The organism is Pseudoxanthomonas sp. PXM04, assembly GCF_014851695.1.
GTDB lineage: Bacteria > Pseudomonadota > Gammaproteobacteria > Xanthomonadales > Xanthomonadaceae > Pseudoxanthomonas_A > Pseudoxanthomonas_A beigongshangi.
Map to the genome: position 1 here is coordinate 391259 of NZ_JACVAG010000002.1, position 19700 is coordinate 410958.

Genomic DNA, 19700 nt, shown 5'->3' on the forward strand with positions numbered 1-19700 from the left:
CCGCATCAGAATTCTTCGGGACGCAGGATCACGTACAGCAGGTAGCCTGCCGCCACGATCACCGCGATGCCACACAACAGGGCCAGCCAACCAGGCATGGGAGTTCTCCTCAAAAAGACGCTTGCAGGGCCGCCTCGACACGCGAGCCGGCCAGATCCGGAAACAGGCGCTTGGCGGAATCGTCGGTGGCGTGCGCGGTCACGCGCAGTTCGAACGGCGCCTTGAACGCCCACACCGCGCCCAGTTGCGCGTGTGCGTAGCTGTCGCCATAGGCGTCATCCAGCCAGTAACGGCCGACCGCGCCTTCCAGCCGCCACCGTTCTCCCAGCGGAGCGCGCGCGCCCAACTGCGCGTAGGTGCCGTTCCGGTCCGTCGCCAGGGCGTCGTTGGACCAGCCGACCTGCGCCCAGTAGTTCTGCTTCCAGGTCACGGTGCCGTTGAGTTCGGACCAGTTGAGATCCACGGTCGTGCCCGGATAGCGGTAATGCGTGAGATTGACGTCCAGCGCCCAGTCATCGGCCAGGTTCCCGGACCAGCCGACGATGAAATCGAACTCGCTGCTGGCATGCGTCTCGGGGGCGAATTCCACATTGGAACCCCACACCGATCCGTAGAGGCCATTGGCGGCGGCCGCCTTGAAGCCGGCCTGGATCGCCGGATCGTCCTGGGTCTGGCTGGTGCCGCGCCAGAGGTAGTCGGTGGTGAGCGCGGCATTGCCGCTCAGGGTAACGGCGGCGGCGGGTTCGGCCAGCGCCAGCAGGAATACGCACGCCAGTGCCGGCGTGCGGAGGGAAGGAATGCGCATTGCGGGATGTCCACGCGGAAACGGCTCCGCGACTGTGGAAATCTTCCCGCCGGCAGGCGTAAAGCCTCCATTCGCGGCCCGGTCGGCCGCGTAAATTCATCGTAAAAACCCGTGAGAACCGGTGCGTGGACCGGTTCGGGGGTTCAGTCCTTCATGGTGCCATCGTCCGTGCAGCGATCCAGCACGTCGCCGGTGTGCTGGTTGAACACCGGTGCGGCGAACGGCGCCGGGCCGGGCGTGCGGCCGAATGCGATCGGCCGGGTCACGCCGCGATAGCGGCCCACCGCCGGATGTTCGATGTTGGCGACGATGTCCTCGGCCAGCACCTGCGGATGATCGAACATGTCCTCGACCCGGCGCGCGGCCGCGCACGGCACCTCGTCGCCGAACAGGGCTTCCCATTCCAGCGCGGTGCGGGTGGCGAGCGCTTCATGCAGCAGCGGCACGATTTCATTGGCGTGTTCGGCGCGCTTGCGCACGCTGTCGTAGCGTTCGTCCGCCGCCAGCGCGTCAAGGCCGGTCTTCCCGCACAAGGCCTTCCAGAACCTGGGCGTATTGGCGGAGATGTAGATGTGGCCCTCGCGTGCAGGATGGATGCCGGTGACGCCACCGGAGCGCATGTCGCGGCCGATGTCGAGCGATTCGCCCTCGGCCCAGATCATCCTTGCCGATTGCATGGTCAGCGCGCTGCGCAACAGCGACACCCCGACGAACTGGCCGCGCCCGCTGCGCTCGCGCTCGTACAGCGCGGAGGACACCCCGCCCGCCAACAGCGCCGCTGCGTAATAGTCCACCACCGAACCGTAGATGATCTCCGGCGCGGCGCCGCGCTTGCCCTGCAAAGCGCACATGCCGGTCATGGTCTGCAGGACCTGGTCGTAACCGGCCTTGTCCTTCATCGGACCATGCTCGCCATAGCCGGTGACGGCGCAGTAGATCAGGCGCGGATTGATCAGGGTCAGGCGATCGAAATCGATACCCAGCCGTTTCGGCACGGCGGGCCGGAAGTTGTGCACCAGCACGTCGGCCTCCCGCACCAGCCGCAACAGCGCGGCCAGGCCCTCGGCCGACTTGAGGTCCAGGACGATGCCGATCTTGCTGCGGTTCACGCCCATGAACGCGCGGCTCTCGGCCGCCAGCGTGGAGGGATACTTGCGCAGGTTGTCGCCATCCGGCGGCTCGATCTTGATCACCTGCGCGCCCTGGTCGGCCAGCAGCGTGCAGCCGTACGGCCCGGCGATGTAGGCGCTCAGATCCAGCACCTTGACGCCGCTGAGCGGTCCTGCGGGGCCCTCGCGCCGCACCAGGCCGAAGGGAGACGGGTTATCCATGCGTGAAGTTTCCATCGGGTGCCGCTAGCCGTGCCGCGGCCAGTCTCCCGCATGCTCCGGGGACGAAACAGCGGGACCGCATATTTTCATTGGCGACAAATTCTTGCTTGCCCGGCACGCGCACTCCGCTACTCCATGGCCCGGCCGGCATCCGGCGGATCCGCCCAGGCGGCGGGATCCGGCGCCAGCGACAGCCAGCCCAGCCGCCACGCGCCATCCTCGCGGCCGCCGGCGCGGTAGTACGGCGCGAAGCGCAGCGGCGCGCGGCCATCCAGTTGCATCTCCACGTCCATGCCCGGACCGCCATCGGCGGCGGCGAGTTCACGCAGCCATCGCGCCGGCGGCGCATCCGGCAGGCGCACCGCTTCCTCGTGCTTGAATCCGTCAATCAGCCCCGTCGCGTACACCAGCGGTCCCCGGGTCAGGCCGACGTAGTCGTAGCGCAGCACCTGCTGGCGCACCGGTGAACCGTCCGGCGCGCGCGATTCCTGCACGTTGCGGCTGCGACGGAGATGAAGCGTCGGCGTCATCGGCAGGCGCAGCGCCACGACGTCGCCCGGCTGCCAGTCACGGCTGATGTCCAGCCACTCTCCCGGCGCGATTCCGGCATCCAGCACCTCGCCGTTCACTGTCACGCGGGCGCCTTCGGTCCAGGCGGGCACGCGCAGGCGCAGGGTGAAGCGCATCGCCTGCGCCGGTTGCAGTGTCAGGGTCACGTCGTCCGCGAACGGGTAACCGCCCGACTGGACGATCCCCACTTCACCCTTTGGCAAGGCCAGCCGCACCTGTCCGGGCGCGTAGAGATTGACCTGCAACGCGCCGTCCTCGGCCACGCCGTAGGCCAGCGGTGGCAGTTCCTCCCACGCCATCGCGCCGCTGGACTTGCAGCAGCGCCAATAGGTGGTGTGGACGCGCGGGCCATTCGGGAACGAGTAGTAGCACCAGTCCTCGCCGTTGGGCGCGGCGGCGCCGAGCAGATCGTTGTAGGCGATGCGCTCGATTTCCTCGGCATGGCGCGTATGCCCGGTGATCCGCAGCAGCTCGCGATTGAGCTGCAGCCATGCCAGCACCGAACAGGTTTCCACATAGGCCTGCGGGCTGAACACGCCGGCGGGATTGAACACTTCGCGCGAGCGATGCGCCACCCCGCCCCAGGGACCGCCGCCGAGGGTCAGGTGGTGATCGCGGATGTTGCACCAAAGGTGATCGACCGCGTCGCGATAGCGCGCCTTGCCGGTCGCCCGGTGCAGCTTGGCCAGACCGACCAGGTTCCAGGCCAGCTGGTAGGCCTTGCCGGTGGCGATTTCCGACGCGTCGGCACCTTCCAGCGCGCGCCGGATCAGCCCCAGCCGCGGCTCGGCGTCGGCCTGTCCGGCGATGCGCTCGGCCAATTCCAGGTAGCGCAGGTCGCCGGTCGCCAGATGCAGTTCCACCGCCGGATCCATCAGCACCGTGGCCGACATGCCGAAGTGGTTGCCGAGCGAGGTGATGTCGATGCCGCCTTCGCCCAGCGTGCGCCAGCACAGATCGCCGATGCGTTGCGCGGCGGCCAGGTAGCGCTCGTCGCCCAGCGCGCGCCAGGTTTCGATCAGGCCGAGGATCAGATAGCTGTGGGTCCAGATGTCCCAGGTCCGCCAGGCCGGCGCGCCATCCCAGCTGACCGGCTTGGGTGGCTGCGGACGCATGAAGCGGCGCTCGGGCGCATAGTTGCCCAGGTAGCCGTCGTCGGCCTGGCGGGACAGCAGGTAGTCGGCCACCGCGCGCAGGTTGTCGCGCAGGTCGACGTCGCCGCTGCGCGCCACCGCGCGGGCGGCGGCGTACAGCCATTTGCCCGCGTGTTCGCCGTACCAGTCGCCTTCCAGATTCTCGCGGGTGTGCTCGGGATGGAAGATCGCGATCGCCGGGCTGTCCGGGCCGGTGATGAAATGGCCCAGGCGGCCTCGCCGGCTGGCCTCGATGGCCTCGCCCAGCACGCCGCCCAGCACCACCGCGCCCGCGGGCGCGGGAACGAAGCGATCGCCCCGCGGGGCCTGTGCATTCACCGCCATGCCCTACTCCGCGTCCACCACGCAACGGAAACCGAGCATGCCGGACCGATCCTTGCTCGGTGCCATCAGCAGGTACTTGCCATGCTGATCCAGCCGGTACGCCTGCGGGAAATACCAGTGCGAAGTCTGCGGCTGATAGGCGCTGCCGCCGCGCAGGATCGCCGCGCGGGTGTGTTCGTCGGCGTACTCGTCGGTCCACTGCCACACGTTGCCAACCAGATCCGCCACACCGAACGGGCTCGCACCCTGTGGATACGCGCCGACATCAGCCGGCGGAAGCAGGCGGCGCCCGCGGTTCACCGGCGGCACCGCATCGGCGCGCCATTCGTTGCCCCACGGATACAACCGCCCGTCGGTGCCCTGCGCGGCGTATTGCCATTCCCATTCACGCGGCAGGCGCTTGCCCGCCCATTCGGCATAGGCGCGCGCGTCCTCCAGCGAGACCCAGGTGACCGGCTTGTCTTCCCAACCCGGGCGCGGTGCACCGTCCTGCCAGTCGCGCAGGAAGTTGTGCACGTCGCGCGGCGCGTAGCCACTGGCCTCCAGGAACCGCTTGAACTGGGCGTTGGTGACCGGATGGCGATCGATGTGGAACGCCTTCATCGCCATCCGCCTCCGGTGATGCCGGCGCGCACTGCCCTCCCACGGATACTGCACGTCCAGCCCTTCCCAGGTCTGGCCCTCGATCTCCACGCCGCCGACCACGAACACGAACTCGCCGGCCGGCACGGTCACCATGCCTTCCGGTGCCTGCGCGCGCACGTCAGTGGGCGCGATCGGCGTGATCCGCTGCGGAATGGCGTGCCAGCGGTTGGACAGCGTGCGCAGCGGCACCCGCGCCAGATCCGCCATCAGCGACAGGAACGCAGGCAAGCCTTCGATCTCAACGCCTTCGTCCAAGGCCAGCACCGCGCCGAACCCGCGGCCTTCCAGGTTCATCTCCAGCACCGCCTGGTCACCCGTGATCAGCGGTTGCAGTTCCACCCCGTGCCAGGCATCGAAGTACTGGCGGCCCGGCTGGTGCGGCAGCGCCAGTTGTTCGCCTTCCACGTCGTACTCGTTGCGGTTGACCAGCGTCCACAGCACCTGGCCCTCTCCCGGGAAACGGCTGGCGAACACGCCCGCCTGCAAGGTCGGGTAGTAGGGCGTCCAGTCACGGCTGACCATCAGCGGTGCGAAGCGGCGCTCGAGGGTGGCGATGCGGCGCAGCGATTCGGCGTCGCGCGGGGTGAACTGGTTCCACAGGCCCCAGATGTTCTCCCAGGCGTTGTAACCAATGCCATTGAAGAAGATGTACTGCAGATCGTGGTTGCGGTCACGGCCCCAGCGGTTCTCGTAGTTGATCATGTGGCGCGGTTCCAGCCACTTGAACTTGGCGACCGGCGGAATGACCTCGTTCGGTGCCTTCTTGCCCCAGCTCTGCACGTTCCAGATCAGGTGTTCCTCGGCGCTGATCGTGGATTCCGGCTGCACCACCACCGGCTGGCCGAGCGCATCGCAGGCATCGAAGAACGCGCGCGGCACGCCGTTGTAGGTGTCGCCGTTGATGCCGTCGGCGCCGACTTCCTTCACCAGCCGCGCGATGGCCTGCCAGTCCGCCTCGCCCTGTGCGCGGGTGCCGTTGTCCCAGGGCATGGTCGGCAGGAACACCTTGACGCCACGTCGATGGAAATCATCGACCGCGCTTTTCAGGCCGGCCAGGCCACCTGGCAGATCCGCGGCCATGTCGAACTGGTTGCGATCGTCGATGCCGATATTCGGATAGACGTACCAGAGCAGCACGCTGTCCAGCCCGCCGAAGCGCTGCTCCAGATCATCCAGGTAGCGATCCACGGTGTAGCGGCCGGCTACCGGATCGTAGAAATAGCGATCCTCCACCATCATCTGCGCATGCACGAAGTTGCGCTGCGCCCATTGCAGCTCGGGGCGTCGGTAGTTGGCGTCGTCGTAGCCGATGCGGGTCAGATGTTCGCGGCGCCAGTCGCGCAGTTCGGCGATCCAGTCGGCCGACGTGGCGTTGACGTCGATCTTCCAGTGGCCGATCTCGGCGAATGGCCAACCCGGCGCCTTGCCCGGCGTCGGCAGATAGCGCTGGGTGGTGACGTGCGAGAACTTGTACTCGGTCTTCGGCACGTGGCGCGGCGCGTCGTCGTCGTGGGCGGGAGGGAACGGATCCGGTGCGGCGGTCATGGCGTGGTTCTTTCAGGGAGGGGGATTCAGGTCAGGCCGAACTGCGCGGCCAATGCCTCGCGCGCCTGCGCGGTGGTGGCCGGCGCGTCGCGCAGGAAGGCTTCGACCGCCTCGCGCGCGGGCACCGAGGCCTGCGCGCCCAGGCGCGTGCAGGCCAGCGCCGACGCCGCGCAGGCGTAGCGTAATGCATCGGCCAGGACGTCGCCCCGCGCCAGCCGCGCGGCCAGCGCGCCGCAGAAGGTGTCGCCGGCGGCGGTGGTATCGACGGCGTCCACCCGGAACGCCGGTTGCAGGAACAGGCCCTCGGCGCTGCGCGCGATGCAGCCGCGCGCACCCAGGGTGACCACCACGCAGGGCACGACCAGGCGGGCAAGGCGATCGGCGATGCCGCCGGCGGATCCCGCCAGCGCTTCGAGTTCGCCTTCGTTGACGATCAGCACGTCGACCGCGCGCAGCAGCGCATCGGGCAGCGACCGCGCGGGTGCGGCGTTGAGCACCACCGTGACTCCCGCGTGGCGCGCGGTCGCGGCATAGGCCGTGACCGTTTCTATCGGGGTCTCCAGTTGCAGCAGCAGGTGCGACACCGCGGCCAACGGCGGCAGATCGCTGGCGCGCAGCGCGTTGTTGGCGCCGGGCGCGACCGTGATCGCGTTCTCCGCGTCGTCGGACAGGCAGATGAAGGCGGTGCCCGTGGGCAGTTTTCGGGATCGCACGATCACCGGTTCCACGCCGGCGCCGCGCAATGAATCCTCGAGGGTCGCGGCGAACGCATCCTCGCCCAGTCCCAGCAGCATGCGGGTGGGCGCGCCGCCGGCGCGCGCCGCCGCCACCGCCTGGTTGGCGCCCTTGCCGCCCGGGAAGGTGGCGAAGTCGCGCCCCAGCACCGTTTCGCCCGGGGCCGGCACGTGCGCGGCGCGGACGACGAAATCGAGATTCGCCGAGCCGGCGACGAGGATGTGCCTGGGTGTTGCGGTCATGGTTCCAGCGCCTGGTAGACCAGGTTGTAGAAAGGCGTGGCGAGACGGGGAAGATCGTGCGCCTGGCCGTCGGGCAGGTGCTGCAGCAACAGGATCGCGATCAGGCGTTCCTGCCGGTCAATGGTGAAATAGGTCGAGGCCGCGCCGGACCAGCCGAACGCGCCGACCGAACCCAATCGCCCGCGCCCGGCCACGTCCAGGATCACCGAGCCGCCCAGCCCGAAGCCTTCGGCGCGGCTGAATTCGGTAACCGGCGGATCGAGCTGTCCCTGGAGGTGGTTCATCATCATCAGGTCCACGGTCTTGCGGCCGAGGATGCGCTGATCATCCAGCGCGCCACCAGCCAGCAGCATCTGGCAGAACCGCGCATAGTCGGAAATCGTGGAGTAGAGGCCACCCGCGCCGCTGGGATAGGCATTGAGGGACACCCCCGGTTGCCGTGCGCTGCGGCTGTCGTCCAGCCCAAGCCGGCCGTCGGCGCCCATGCGGGTCAGATCGACCACGCGCCCGCGCGCGGCTTCCGGCACGCTGAATCCGGTGTCGCGCATGCGCAGCGGCGCAAGGATATGTCCGCGCACATACGCTTCGAAGGACTCACCACTCACCACCTCGACCACGCGCGCCAGCACCTCGATGCCGGTGCCGTCGTACTTGAAGCGGGTTCCGGGTTCGGTCGCCAGCGGCACCGCCGCCAGTCGCGAGGCAAAGGTCGCCAGATCCGGTGAATCGTGCAGGTCGGCGCGTTCCAGCAGGCGGGTGGCTTCCTCGAAGCCCTCGCCGCCGGTGGCGAAACCCGCGGTATGGGTCAGCAGCTGACGCAGGGTGATGTGGCGTTGCGCCGGCACCAGCACCGGCTCGTCCGCCGTGCCGCCGGCGAAGCGTTGCATGTGCTTGAACGCCGGCAGGTAGCGGCTCACCGGATCGTCCAGGCCCAGCTTGCCCTGCTCCATCAGCTGGAGCACCGCCACCGAGGTGATCGGCTTGGTCATCGAATAGATGCGGAAGATGGCATCCTCCGTCATCGGCCGGCTGCGCGCGAGATCGCGGCTGCCGTGCGCCTGCACCGTGACGACCTTGCCGTCGCGCACGATCAGGGCCACCGCACCGAGGTAGCCCTCCGGTCCGGTCGCCCGTTCGAGGGAATCATCCAGCCGCTGCAGGCGAACCGGAGAAAAACCTTCCGCCGCGGCGGATGCCGCGGACGGAAGGTCCACCACCGGGCCCTGCGCCCGCGCCGTGTGCACGGCCATCAGCGCGGCCATCAGCAGCGGCCACACCCGCCGCCCGTGCGTTGCCTGAAACATCCGACGTGGGGGAGTCGTCCGTTTCAAAAGTTGATGGTGTGGGTCAGCGAGATCACGCGGCCGCGGCCGGCGAAATAGTTGCGGTAGAAGTCGATCTGCGACCAGCTCAGGATGTAGAACTTGTCGGTCAGATTTTCCACGCCCAGCGTGAACTTGCCGTACTTCTCGGTCTCGTAGTTGACGGTCAGATCGTAGAGCGTGTAGCCCTTGGTGTGTTCTTCGCCCGCACGTCCCTCGTTGATGTCGCGATCCAGCCATTGGGTCGCACCCAGGATCACGTTGCCCCGCGGCAGGAAGTTCCAGGTCAGCGACGCACCGATCTTGTCGGGGCTGATGTCGTTGATGCCCATTTCCTTGTCCAGCGGCCCGTTGGTCACGAACGTGGTCTTGCCGCGGATGCGGGAATACAGCGCGGTTGCCTTCCACTTATCGCTGAAGTTGTACTCACCGTTGAATTCGTAGCCCTTGATCTCCACCGGCGCGCGCACCATCACGAAGTCGCGGCTGATCGGATCCACCGCCAGCGATACGCCGAAGTCCGACTCCGACTTGTAATGCGACAGGCCAAAGCTGCCGCGCTGGCCCTGCCAGTTCAGGCCGACCTCGCGGTTGTCGGCGATGATCGGCTGCAGATCGAGGATGCCGGCCACGGTGGCCTGCGGATCGTTCGGGCAGCCATCGGGCTGGGTGCCTTCCGGCGAATCGTTGGAACATTGGATGTTGCGCAGCGGAATACCCACATTCGGCAGGCCGAAGCCCTCGCCGTAGGATGCGAACACGGAGAAGCCGGCAGGCAGGCGCCAAATCGCGCCGAAGTTGACCAGCGTCTCCTCGTAGGACAGCTTTCCGCCCTGCACAGAGCGGCGATCGCGGAACCAGGTGGTGGTGTAGTCATCCACCGACAGTTCTCCGTCCTCGCGGCGCACGCCGCCGCTCAGGGTCACCGGCCCGATGTCGTAGGACAGCTGCAGGTAGGGCGCGGTGCTCTTGTAGGTCATCGGCGGCACCCAGACCCGGTTGGTCAGCGCCAGACTCTGCTCGGTTTCGTCCTCGACCAGATCCAGGCCGGCGCGCATTTCCAATCCGTCCACGCCGAACAGCTGCGGACGCGTCCAGGCCGTGCGCAGGCCCTGCTTGTTGGAGTGGATTTCGGATTGGTCCCACAGCGTGCCCATCGGTGCGATGTCCGGATCCTGCCTGTCGTCTCCATTTTCGGCCGGATAGCGCATGGCCTGGTCCGCCTTGTACAGGTCGACCTTCAGCGTGCCGGCGAAGAAATCACCGTGGGTATAGGAGAAAGCGAACTGGGTGAAATCGTTGAATTCCGATTTCGAGCCAGGAATCCGGCCACGCTCGGCGGTATCTGTGATTCCCTGCTCGCGATCGCCGGGAACCCAGTGATAGTTATTGTTGCCCTGCACGTTGAAGCGACTGAAGGTTCCCTGGATGCGCTGCTCTCCGGCCTCGCCGAAGTTCATGCCCCACTTGATGAACAGGTTGTCCGATTTTGAATCCGAGATTGAGCCGCTGGCGTTCATGCCGATGCGACGGCCACGGCCATCGTAGGAGATGCCGCGGTCGATGAAGGAGGCGGCGGTCAGCAGGTCGAAATCATCCGCCTTGTAGGCATAGTTCACGCCCAGCTTCCAGCCTCCGCTGTCGCTGCCGTTCTGCGTGCTGTAGCGGGAGGTGACGGTGGTTTCACTGCCGTCCTTGGTGGGCGTCTTGGACAGGTAGTTGATGATGCCGCCCTGCGCGCCGATGCCCTCGGAAGCCGAGGGACCATTGATGACCTCGATGCGGCCCACCAGCCCCATGTCGGTGAAGGTACCGGAGCGGTTGCCCTCGCGCAGGGGCGAGGTCTGCGGGATACCATCGAACAGGCGCAGCGCGATACGTCCGCGCAGCGTCTCGCCTGTATTGCTCATCGCCTGCGAGGATTCCGAATAGCCGGGCACCTGCCGCGCCAGGACAGCGGTGGCGTCCTCGGTCAGGCCGAGCGTGCGCTCGACTTCCTGCTTGGACACCAGGGTGATCGCGCCCGGAATCTTGTCCACCGCCTTCGGCGTGCGCACGCCGGTCACGATCACCTGGTCGAGATTGGTGGCTTCCACTTCCCCGGCCTTCGACGCCTCGTCCGGCGGCGGCGGGGTGTTCTGTTGGGCCTTGACGCTGGCGCTGACGGCGGCGGCCAGCAGGAATACGCCGAATGCGGCGGGCACGTGCTTCATGGTGTTCTTCTCTGAGATGGTGGGCTGCGAGAACCGCGGCGCAGGCCGCAGGGCTCCCCGATAGCGTTCTTGTTGTTGTTGCGCATCCGCGGGCGGCGGAGAGAATGGCGCCCGCGCTGCCAGACGTTCCTCCCAGACGCCGGCGACAGCCTCGACAATGTCGACAGAGCCTAGGTGCACGCCGTCACGGAAAGAATCCTCCGCGCCTATGTTCAGAGCCTAGTTTTTGTTGGGTGATCCCGGTCGACGGTATCGATGCAGTGCAGCATCGCGCGTGTTCAGGACAGCTGCGAAACCGCCTGGCTTTCCTGCAGCAGGACGGTGACCAGGCGGATGCGCACGGTCGAGCGCGACCAGACCATGCCGATGCGGCGCGGCACGCATTCGTTGGGCAGCGGAATCCGGACCAGGTCCAGCCCCTCCGGCCAGGGCCGCGCCCAGTTGGGCACCAGCGAAACGCCCAGGCCGCGGTCCACCATCACCGCGATGGCGTTGAGGGCGTTGAGTTCGAAACGCTCGTGCGGAACGATGCCGGCGCTGCGCAGGTACTCGTCGGCCTGGCGGCCGCCCCACTGGTTGCGGTCGTAGCGGATCAGCGGCTGGGTGGCGAGCAGCTCGTGCGGGTCGCGGCCAGCCATCGCCGCCGGCGCCAGCACCACCAGCGGTTCCTCGCGCAGCAGTTGCCACTGGCAGGTCTTGGGCAGCGAGAACGGCGCCTGCAGCACGATGGCCGCGTCCAACTCGCCCGACTCCACCGCGCGGTACAGATCCGCCGAGTAGCCCGGCTTGATGAACACGTTGATCTGCGGAAACGTTTCCACCATCCGCGCCAGGATATCCGGCAGCATGCCGGCCAGCGCGGTCGGGCAGGCCCCCAGGCGCAGTTCGCCGGATACCGCGCTATCATTGGCGACGCTGCGCATGTCGGCCACGTCGCGCAGCAGATCGCGGGCCCGCTGGATGATCCGCGAGCCCTCCTCGGTGACGCTCACGGTCCGCCCCACCCGCGCGATCAGCGATGCACCGAGTTCGCGTTCCAGGGTGCGGATCTGCTGCGCCACCGCCGCCGGCGTGATGTTCAGTTCACGCGCGGCCGCCGCCATCGAGCCGCGGTCGACCACGGTGACGAAGGTGTTCAGGAACTGGGTATCCACGTGTCTCCCCCTGGCGTGCGCTCAGGCTACAGGAGCCCCGCCGCGCGCGCGACAGGACCAACGGCAGGGGCGGAAAGCGCGGTTACTCCGCATCGCGGTAGATGGTCAGGCCCTTGAGCGAGCGTTGCGGCGCCGGGAACAGCAGACTGGCCAGGTAGCCGATGACGATGCACAGCAGGATCGAGATGGCCAGGTAGAAGTACGGATGGACCAGGTCCATCGACCAGGCCAGGAAGGTCAGCACGATGCTCGAGCCAATACCGATCGCAACGCCTGGTGAATTGGCCCGGCGGGTGAACATCCCCAGCGTGTACGCGCCGGCGAAACCACCGCCCAGCAGGCCGGCCAACTCGATCGAGATGTCGAACAGCGAATGGATGTCGTAGCGCGACAGCAGCAGCGCCAGGCCGATGCCGACCAGGCCGACCATCACCGTGGTGATCTCGGCGAACAGCACGCTCTTCTTCTGGTCGGCCTTCTTCGACAGCTTCTCGTAGAAGTCGACCGAGATCAGGGTGGCGACACTGTTCATGATGCTCGACAGCGTGGCCATCGCGGCGGCGAAGATGCCGGCAATGATCAGCCCGGTCACGCCCGGCGGCAGTTCGGCGGCGATGAACAGCGGGAAGGTGGCATCGATCGGCAGCAGCGGATTCAGGCGCTCGGGGTTGTTCTTGTAGTAGACGAACAGCGCCGTGCCGATGCCGTAGAAGATGAAACCACCGGGAATCATGATCGCGGCGAACGCCCAGATCGAACGCCCGGCCTCCTTGTCCGACTTGGTGGACAGAGTGCGCTGCATCAACACCTGGTCCTTGGGGAAGGTCAGCACGACGTCGAAGATCACCAGGAAGATGAAGCCCCACACCGTGGCCTTGGTCAGGTCGAAGCTGAAGTCGAGCGTATGCATCTTCTGCTCGGCCATCGCGGTGGCGAAGAACTCCGGCGCACCGCCCTTCAAGTGCCAGATGATGAAGGCGATGGCGAACATCGCGCCCCCCATCTTCACGAATACCTGGACGAAGTCGGTCCAGATCACCGCCTTCATGCCGCCCATCGCGGTATAGATGATGGTGAACACGCCCATCAGGATCACGCTCCACACCACGCTGATGCCGGTGATGGTGGCGATCGCCAGCGCGGGCAGGAACAGGATCACGCTCATCCGCGCGCCAACCTGCATGGCGATGCACAGCGCGCTGGCGAGCATGCGGATGGCAGGGTGGAAGCGGGTTTCCAGGTACGAGAACACCGACATCAGGTCCAGCCGGCGCAGCAGCGGCACGATCCACACCGCCACGAACATCAGCCCGAGCACGGCGATCAGGTTGTTGGTCATGTACTGCCAGTTGGTCTCGAACGCCTTGGCCGGAATGGCGATGAAACTGATCGAACTGGTGTTGGTGGCATACAGGCTCACGCCTGCCGCCCAGAACGGAATGCTGCGCCCGCCGACGAAGAAGTCCGAGGTCGAATTGCGCTTTTCCTTCAGGTAGAAGTACATGCCAATGCCGATCATCGACGCGAGGTAGATGATGATCACCAGCCAGTCCATCCACTTCAGCAGGTGTTTTCCGGACGCCAGCTGCGCGGATTCGATGACCTGCCCGCCCTTGCCATCGCCGGTCATCCAGACCAGGCCGTTGCGCCAGCCGGTGGACAGCAGCACGTTGTCGCCAACCGTCGCCGGCAGCGTGGCCCAGGCGCTGGTGATGGTGTGATAGGTCATCAGGTGCGTGCCGCGATTGTCGCGCACCAGCATCAGCAGATGCGCCTGTCCCATCGCGCGCGCCGAACCCGGCAGGCGCGTGCCCGGCACCGCCGGCTTGGTTTCCCACCCGTGATCGACCGTCCAGCGCCACAACGGTTGCGAGGTCGTGCCGGTGCCGATCAGGTAGAGCGCGTTGGTCTGCGCCAGCAACTCGCCGCCCGAGGCGCCTTCCGGCCACGCCGGGCCGTCGACCCACGCGGCAGGCCCGTTCAATACGGTACGCCACAGGCGAGGCGTGCCGTCGCCCAGGCCCATCACGTACAGGTTTTCGCCCAGGATGGCGAAGCGTGCGCCGCTCAGCGCCAGCGGGAGCGCGGGCATCGACTGGCGGGCGAGGCTGTTTCCGCTGAGCCGAAGTTCCTCGATCCGCGCCGGTCCGGTTCCGACGGACATCAGCGCGAACAGGCGACGGCCATCACCGCCGGCGTCCAGCACGCGTGGCGCGGCGCCGCCAGGCCATGACAGCGCCTGCCACTGGCGGCCATCGGCCGACAGGACCCACGCGCCATCGCTGCCCAGCGCAAGCGGACGGTCCTCGATCGATCTCAGCATCTCCACGTGCGCGCCGGCAGGCAGCGCCGGCAGCGCATCGCGTTCGACCGAGGTCAGGCTCTCGGCGTGCACGCCGGGAACGGCCGCGCACAGCAGCAGCAACAGGCATAGCGCGGCGCGCAGGAAGCCGGTCGCCTCCTTGGATACGGGCAGGAAGGCGGTTCGGCTCATCGTGTTTCCATGCTTTCGAAATTCGGTGTGGTCGCGGCATCCGGCGCATCCGGAACGCGCCGCGTGGATGGCAATCCCCTGCGCTCCCCCGCGATCTTCATGCCTCCGCCGCCGCGACGATGGCTTGCGCACGGTGCAGGTAGGGAGGATCGATCATGCGTCCTTCCAGCAGGAAGGCGCCACGTCCTTGCCGCGCCGCCTCGGCGGCGGCCGCGACGATCCGCCGCGCCCGCGCGATCTCTTCGCCGGAAGGCTGGAACACGGCATTGGCCAGGTCGATCTGGCGGGGATGGATGCAGCTCTTGCCCAGATAGCCCAGCCGGCGGGCGATGCCCGCCTCGGTCCGGAATCCCGCTTCGTCGGCGAGGTCCGGATAGGCGCTGTCATAGGCGAACACGCCGGCTTCGGCGGCGGCCATGCGCAGGGCGTACATCGCCGCGTGCAGGTTGGCCGGATCGCGGCGATCGATGCCCAGGTGCTCGAACAGGTCACCCAGGCCCAGTTGCAGTCCGGCCACGCGCGGATGCGCGCGGGCGATGTCGGCGGCGTTGCGCAGGCCCAGCGGCGTCTCGATGTTGATCAGCAATTCCGGCGCCTGCTCGGTCGCCAGCAGCGAGGCCATCGCCACCACCGCCGTGGTGACGTCCCGGGCCTGCTCGATCTTGGGCAGGTTCAGCAGATCCACCCGGCGGCCCGCGAGCGCGGCCAGGTCCGCCTCGAACTCCGGCGAAGACGGCGCGTTGGTACGCACGATGATCACCTTGCCGGCCGGCAGGTCCGCGCCCGCCAGGAACTGCGCCAGGTTCGCGCGCGCCTCCGCCTTGCGCCCGGGAGGCACGGCGTCCTCCAGGTCGAAGGAGATCGCGTCGGCACCGCTCGCCATCGCCTTGGCGAACAGTTCCGGGCGACTGCCGGGCACGAACAACTTGCTACGCATGGACCGCACTCTTCATGGCGGGGCAGTTTCAACGATGCGGACATAAAGAAAAGTCGCGCCCGGCATCTTCAGACCCAACATTTGCTTGCGATATGCCACCGCCGCCGCGTCACGCCTTGCCGTGGCGGTGATCCCGGCCCCGTGTCGCGGCAGGCGCGCACGCCGCGAAACACCCGCGACGACAAGCGCGCCCCTGGCCGCGCGCCCGGATGGGCCCGGTTTGCTGCGATGCAACCCGTCGCCGCGCGGTCAACGGCGGACGTCGAACCCCGCCTGCGTCAGGAAGGCATCGACCTCGGCGACATCCAGGGTGCTGAAGTCGCCCGGCAGCGAATGCTTGAGGCATCCCGCCGCCAGGCCGAAACGCAGCGCGTCGGCGTCGTCCCGGCCGGTCAGATCGCCATGCAGCACGCCGGCGGCGAACGCATCGCCGGTACCGATGCGGTCGACGATGCCCGGAATCTCGTACTCCGGCGTTCCCAGCAGGCGCCCGTCGCGCCGCAGCGCGACCGCGGACAGGGCATGGTGATCCACGCTGCGCTGCACGCGCACGGTCGCGGCCATCCGCTGCAATCGCGGAAACGCCGCGAACGCGGCCTGCGCGCCGGCGGCGAAGCGTTCCTGCGCGGTGGCGCCATCGAACGAGCGTCCCAGCACGACTTCGATGTCGCGATGGCTGGCGAACATCACGTCGGCCTCGGCCATCAGGCCATGCAGCAGCGCCGGCGCATCGCCATCCCATGCCTGCCACAGCTGCGGGCGATAGTTGCCGTCGAAGGAAACCCGGACGCCCGCCGCGCGCGCGGCGCGCATCGCTTCCAGCGTGCCCCGCGCCGCGTCCGCGCCCAGCGCCGGCGTCACCCCGGACACATGCAGCCAATCGGCGCCGGCCAGCAGCGCGGGCCAGTCATGGCAACCACCGCCGGCCTGCGCGAAGGCCGAACCGGCACGGTCATAGAGCACCTGCGAGGGCCGGTGGATCGCGCCCGTAGTGAGGAAATAGAGGCCCATCCGTCCAGGCAGCCGCTGCACCGCCGAGATATCGACCCCATGCCGGCGCAATTCTCCGATCGCGGCCTGGCCCAGCGCATTGTCGGCCACCGCGCCGACCATGTGCGCGGCGTGGCCAAAGCGGGCCAGCGACACCGCGACGTTCGCCTCGGCGCCACCGACATGCACCTCCAGCGAAGGCGTTTGCAGCAGGGTCCCGCGACCGGGCGCTCCCAGCCGCAGCAGCAGTTCGCCAAAACAGACAACCTTCCCCACTCCGCCTCCCTGTCCATGCATGTAACGGTCCCGGAGTGTACGGTGCCGCAGGCGCTGGCGCGCGCATCGCATTGAAACGGAGACAAGGTCGCCCGATCGCCGCCGCTCCGCTCAGGGCTCGGGACGCTCCCAACGTCGATAAGTGTCGTCCAGGCCCTTGCGCAGGCGGCGGTAGCCGGCGGTACCGGGGCGCACGTCCAGGCGTTCGGCCACCGCGCGCCAACCGCCGGCGTGATCGCGCGACCATTCGCGCACCACCGCGCGGCACGGCTGGCCGGCCACCTGCGCCACCGCGCAGGCCATGTAGATGTCGCCGGCGGACCAGTCCGGCTGTTTCATCATCGCTTCCACATAGGCGCGCGGCACGCTGTAGTAACGCGCCATCTCGTCGGCGAAGGCCGCCGGATAGCGCGCCGCGTAGTCGTTGATGTCCTTGAGGTGGCGATCCACCGACGCGTCCCCGCTCCCGGGCCATTCAGCCGCTTCGGTCCTGGCTGGCGCGGGCGTGGTGCCCTGCGCGGCGCCCGCCGCCACGACGAGCGCGATCAGGCCGGGGAAAAGGGTGGTGCGGAGGAAACGGGTCGCAGGCATGCGCGCATTGTGCCGCAGCGCCGGTGTCATTGCAGGCGGCCGGTGTGCACCGGCCGCCCGCTGGTCATGCGATGGGTATCGGATCAATCGTCGTCGTGATGGCGGCCACGTCCATCGTGGCGGCGCCAGCGGCGATCGTCGTCGTCCCAGCGATCCCGATCACGCCGGTCATACCGGTCACGGCGATCGTAACGGTCGTAGCGATCATAGCGGTCGCGATCGACGTAACGCACGTAATGCGGGTTGTTGCGGTAGTAGCCGTAGGCGTTGCCGCGCGGCGGGGTGCGGTAATACTGCCGCGGCACGTAGCGGTAGTAGGTCGGACGGTGGTAGCGATCGCGCACCACGATCACGCGATTGCCGTAGCCGTAGCGATCCCCGTACCCGTGACGGTAGTAGGGCTGTCCGCCGTGGTAGATGACATCGGCCACGTCCACGATGACCCGGACCAGATCGTCGTCCGCGCGGGCCGGCGAAGGCGCCAGCGCCGCCAGTCCGAGGCCGGCGGCCAGGACGGTGGGAGCCAGCAGACGCGTGAGTGAGAAGCTTGCCATGACATCCTCCGGTGGCCCGTCTCGCCGGGCCCATAGGTGAAAGGTCCTGTCCTGCGGACCTGTGTGTGAAAGATGTCGCCTGACGCGTGAACCCGGATTTAACCCGGCGGGCCTTCCCCGGCGCCCGCTGGAGGCGGATACCTTCCGTTCAACCAGGCACCTTTCCGGCCCCGATTCCCGGGAGAACGCCGGGACGCCCTCAGCCGGTACGGGCCTCGATGCCCGCCAGCGCGGCCGGCAGTTCGACCGCGGCGGCCACCGTCACCAGGTTCGGCACCTCCGCGCCCAGGCCATGCTCGGCCTCCAGCGCCCAGGTGACGTGGTAAGGCATGTGGATGCCCCAGCCGCCGAGCTGGATCACCGGCTCGATGTCCGAGCGCAGCGAATTGCCGATCATCGCGAACTGCGCGGGCGCCACTTCCAGTTCCTGCAGCACGCGCGTGTAGGTGGACACATCCTTTTCCGACACCACTTCGATGCGGTGGAACAGATCGGCCAGTCCGGATTGCGCGATCTTGGCTTCCTGGTGGAACAGGTCGCCCTTGGTGATCAGGACGATTTCGTGATCGCGCGCGATCGCTTCGACCGCCTCGCGGATTCCCGGCAACAGATCGACCGGATGCTGCAGGGTGGCGCGGCCAATCTCCAGGACGCGATGCAGATCACGCGCGCTGATGCGCTCGTCGGTCAGCTGGATCGCGGTTTCCAGCATCGACAGGGTCATGCCCTTCACCCCATAGCCGAACACCTTGAGGTTGCGTCGCTCGGTATCCAGCAGGTGCTGCTGCATGCGGCGATCGGCCAGATCGATGTAACCGGCCAGGATCGCCTCGAAATCCTGCTCGGCCTGCCTGTAATAGTCCTCGCTCTTCCAGAGGGTGTCGTCGCCGTCGAAACCGACCCAGCGTATGCCCATGCGTGCGGCCTCCTGATCGTGGGGGCGCGCAGCATAGCAGCCGCCGGACATGCCGAGGGCGGCCCGAAGGCCGCCCTCTTCCTTGGTCGTGAACCGTGTCGCGCGAACTTCCGTTCCGGTACCACTGGAACGGGAAGCGCGCCGCGCGCCGTTACTTTGCCGGCGGCGTGCTGCTGCCGCTGCCGGAATCACCCGGAGGCGGCGGCGTCTGATCGCTGGCCGGCGGCGTGGTGCCGTCTGCCGGCGGCGGCGTGGTCGTCGGCGGTGCATTCGGATCCGTGGTCGGCGGTGCGCTCGGATCGGCGGGTGGCGGCGTGGTCGCCGGTTCCGACGGTGGCGGCGTGGTTTCCGCCGGCGGTGCGGTGTCGGACGGCGGCATCGTCGTTTCGTCCTGCGTCTTGCTGCATGCCGTCAACGCAAGCGCGCCACCGAGCATCGCCACCAACCACCAGGTGGGACGCGGGCGGTCCTGCGTGTTGCTGTGGAAAAAGGAATTCATTCATGTCCTCCTCTGGCCGCGCCGATCGCGGATCGTGCCGCGGCGGGTGAAAAGATCAGCGGCCGTTGCCGGCCGGCTTGTAGGCGGCGTACTCGGCGGGTGCGAGTTTGCCGTCGGCGTCCTGGTCGAGGGTTCCAAAAGCCTGGGTCAATGCGGGGTCGACCGCGGCTTCGTCCTTGGCGATGCTGCCATCGCCATTGGCGTCAAGCTCTTCGAACGGCCGGGGCGCGGGCGTGGCCGCGTCATTGGCCGGCGGTGTGTCGGTCTGCCGCGGAGGCGTCTCCTGGCGTTGCTCCTGGGCGTCGCGGTCCTGCGCCATGCCCGGCGCGGATGCCGCCAATGCGGCGACCAGCAGGGCCAGCGGAAGATGGAACCGGGGAGATGATGATTTCATGCGCTCCTC

At 67.7% G+C, this 19700-nt stretch carries 17 protein-coding genes; all 17 read right to left on the reverse strand.

From position 1 onward, the window contains the following. Window positions 1–5: 5 nt before the first annotated feature. The 17 genes from IB228_RS07780 to IB228_RS07860 all read right to left on the reverse strand — a co-directional run bounded on the left by IB228_RS07780 (window position 6) and on the right by IB228_RS07860 (window position 19691). Window positions 6–98: a potassium-transporting ATPase subunit F gene (locus IB228_RS07780; protein WP_141455506.1), complete on the reverse strand. Its 93-nt coding sequence runs from the start codon at window positions 96–98 to the stop codon at window positions 6–8. A gap of 11 nt (window positions 99–109) precedes the next feature. After that, window positions 110–805: a TorF family putative porin gene (locus IB228_RS07785; protein ID WP_192198008.1), complete on the reverse strand. Its 696-nt coding sequence runs from the start codon at window positions 803–805 to the stop codon at window positions 110–112. Window positions 806–948: 143 nt separating this feature from the next. After that, a complete protein-coding gene (locus IB228_RS07790; RefSeq protein ID WP_192198009.1) occupies window positions 949–2136 on the reverse strand; it encodes a CoA transferase in 1188 nt (395 codons plus the stop codon). A 128-nt stretch (window positions 2137–2264) separates the two neighbouring features. Then, on the reverse strand, window positions 2265–4184 hold the full coding sequence (locus IB228_RS07795; protein WP_225562317.1) for a beta-L-arabinofuranosidase domain-containing protein: 1920 nt from the start codon (window positions 4182–4184) through the stop codon (window positions 2265–2267). A 3-nt stretch (window positions 4185–4187) separates the two neighbouring features. Next, window positions 4188–6374 carry an SUMF1/EgtB/PvdO family nonheme iron enzyme gene (locus tag IB228_RS07800; RefSeq protein ID WP_192198010.1) on the reverse strand — a complete coding sequence of 729 codons (2187 nt, stop codon included), beginning with the start codon at window positions 6372–6374 and terminating at the stop codon, window positions 4188–4190. 26 nt (window positions 6375–6400) lie between these two features. Continuing rightward, complete coding sequence (locus tag IB228_RS07805) at window positions 6401–7351, reverse strand: ribokinase (protein WP_192198011.1); 951 nt, start codon at window positions 7349–7351, stop codon at window positions 6401–6403. After that, a complete protein-coding gene (locus IB228_RS07810; protein ID WP_192198012.1) occupies window positions 7348–8655 on the reverse strand; it encodes a serine hydrolase domain-containing protein in 1308 nt (435 codons plus the stop codon). Before IB228_RS07810 ends, IB228_RS07805 begins: the two co-directional genes overlap by 4 nt. Before the next feature lie 23 nt (window positions 8656–8678). Then, window positions 8679–10886: a TonB-dependent receptor gene (locus IB228_RS07815; protein WP_192198013.1), complete on the reverse strand. Its 2208-nt coding sequence runs from the start codon at window positions 10884–10886 to the stop codon at window positions 8679–8681. 278 nt (window positions 10887–11164) lie between these two features. Next, window positions 11165–12040, reverse strand: coding sequence for a LysR family transcriptional regulator (locus IB228_RS07820; protein ID WP_183639284.1), 876 nt, complete (start codon window positions 12038–12040; stop codon window positions 11165–11167). A gap of 82 nt (window positions 12041–12122) precedes the next feature. Further along, window positions 12123–14534 carry a sodium:solute symporter gene (locus IB228_RS07825; protein ID WP_192198014.1) on the reverse strand — a complete coding sequence of 804 codons (2412 nt, stop codon included), beginning with the start codon at window positions 14532–14534 and terminating at the stop codon, window positions 12123–12125. A 97-nt stretch (window positions 14535–14631) separates the two neighbouring features. After that, the gene (locus IB228_RS07830; protein ID WP_192198015.1) at window positions 14632–15471 is read right to left on the reverse strand and encodes a CoA ester lyase; all 840 of its coding nucleotides are present in this window, start codon (window positions 15469–15471) and stop codon (window positions 14632–14634) included. 249 nt (window positions 15472–15720) lie between these two features. Next, complete coding sequence (locus IB228_RS07835) at window positions 15721–16737, reverse strand: sugar kinase (RefSeq protein ID WP_343227058.1); 1017 nt, start codon at window positions 16735–16737, stop codon at window positions 15721–15723. Between the two features lie 111 nt (window positions 16738–16848). Beyond that, window positions 16849–17328 (reverse strand): hypothetical protein, encoded by a 480-nt coding sequence (locus tag IB228_RS07840; RefSeq protein WP_192198017.1) that lies wholly within the window; start codon window positions 17326–17328, stop codon window positions 16849–16851. Between the two features lie 83 nt (window positions 17329–17411). Continuing rightward, on the reverse strand, window positions 17412–17882 hold the full coding sequence (locus IB228_RS07845; RefSeq protein ID WP_183639293.1) for a hypothetical protein: 471 nt from the start codon (window positions 17880–17882) through the stop codon (window positions 17412–17414). Window positions 17883–18081: 199 nt separating this feature from the next. Continuing rightward, window positions 18082–18798: an HAD family hydrolase gene (locus IB228_RS07850; RefSeq protein WP_183639295.1), complete on the reverse strand. Its 717-nt coding sequence runs from the start codon at window positions 18796–18798 to the stop codon at window positions 18082–18084. A 151-nt stretch (window positions 18799–18949) separates the two neighbouring features. Continuing rightward, window positions 18950–19297, reverse strand: a complete 348-nt coding sequence (locus tag IB228_RS07855; RefSeq protein ID WP_183639297.1) for a hypothetical protein — start codon at window positions 19295–19297, stop codon at window positions 18950–18952. A gap of 55 nt (window positions 19298–19352) precedes the next feature. Beyond that, window positions 19353–19691: a hypothetical protein gene (locus IB228_RS07860; RefSeq protein ID WP_192198018.1), complete on the reverse strand. Its 339-nt coding sequence runs from the start codon at window positions 19689–19691 to the stop codon at window positions 19353–19355. Window positions 19692–19700: the final 9 nt, after the last annotated feature.

Excerpts from the sequence above, each read along its gene's own strand:
- IB228_RS07780 (WP_141455506.1), bottom strand. The coding sequence starts at position 98 with ATGCCTGGTTGGCTGGCCCTGTTGTGTGGCATCGCGGTGATCGTGGCG.
- IB228_RS07785 (WP_192198008.1), bottom strand. The coding sequence starts at position 805 with ATGCGCATTCCTTCCCTCCGCACGCCGGCACTGGCGTGCGTATTCCTG.
- IB228_RS07790 (WP_192198009.1), bottom strand. The coding sequence starts at position 2,136 with ATGGATAACCCGTCTCCCTTCGGCCTGGTGCGGCGCGAGGGCCCCGCA.
- IB228_RS07795 (WP_225562317.1), bottom strand. The coding sequence starts at position 4,184 with ATGGCGGTGAATGCACAGGCCCCGCGGGGCGATCGCTTCGTTCCCGCG.
- IB228_RS07800 (WP_192198010.1), bottom strand. The coding sequence starts at position 6,374 with ATGACCGCCGCACCGGATCCGTTCCCTCCCGCCCACGACGACGACGCG.
- IB228_RS07805 (WP_192198011.1), bottom strand. The coding sequence starts at position 7,351 with ATGACCGCAACACCCAGGCACATCCTCGTCGCCGGCTCGGCGAATCTC.
- IB228_RS07810 (WP_192198012.1), bottom strand. The coding sequence starts at position 8,655 with ATGTTTCAGGCAACGCACGGGCGGCGGGTGTGGCCGCTGCTGATGGCC.
- IB228_RS07815 (WP_192198013.1), bottom strand. The coding sequence starts at position 10,886 with ATGAAGCACGTGCCCGCCGCATTCGGCGTATTCCTGCTGGCCGCCGCC.
- IB228_RS07825 (WP_192198014.1), bottom strand. The coding sequence starts at position 14,534 with ATGAGCCGAACCGCCTTCCTGCCCGTATCCAAGGAGGCGACCGGCTTC.
- IB228_RS07830 (WP_192198015.1), bottom strand. The coding sequence starts at position 15,471 with ATGCGTAGCAAGTTGTTCGTGCCCGGCAGTCGCCCGGAACTGTTCGCC.
- IB228_RS07840 (WP_192198017.1), bottom strand. The coding sequence starts at position 17,328 with ATGCCTGCGACCCGTTTCCTCCGCACCACCCTTTTCCCCGGCCTGATC.
- IB228_RS07845 (WP_183639293.1), bottom strand. The coding sequence starts at position 17,882 with ATGGCAAGCTTCTCACTCACGCGTCTGCTGGCTCCCACCGTCCTGGCC.
- IB228_RS07850 (WP_183639295.1), bottom strand. The coding sequence starts at position 18,798 with ATGGGCATACGCTGGGTCGGTTTCGACGGCGACGACACCCTCTGGAAG.
- IB228_RS07855 (WP_183639297.1), bottom strand. The coding sequence starts at position 19,297 with ATGAATTCCTTTTTCCACAGCAACACGCAGGACCGCCCGCGTCCCACC.
- IB228_RS07860 (WP_192198018.1), bottom strand. The coding sequence starts at position 19,691 with ATGAAATCATCATCTCCCCGGTTCCATCTTCCGCTGGCCCTGCTGGTC.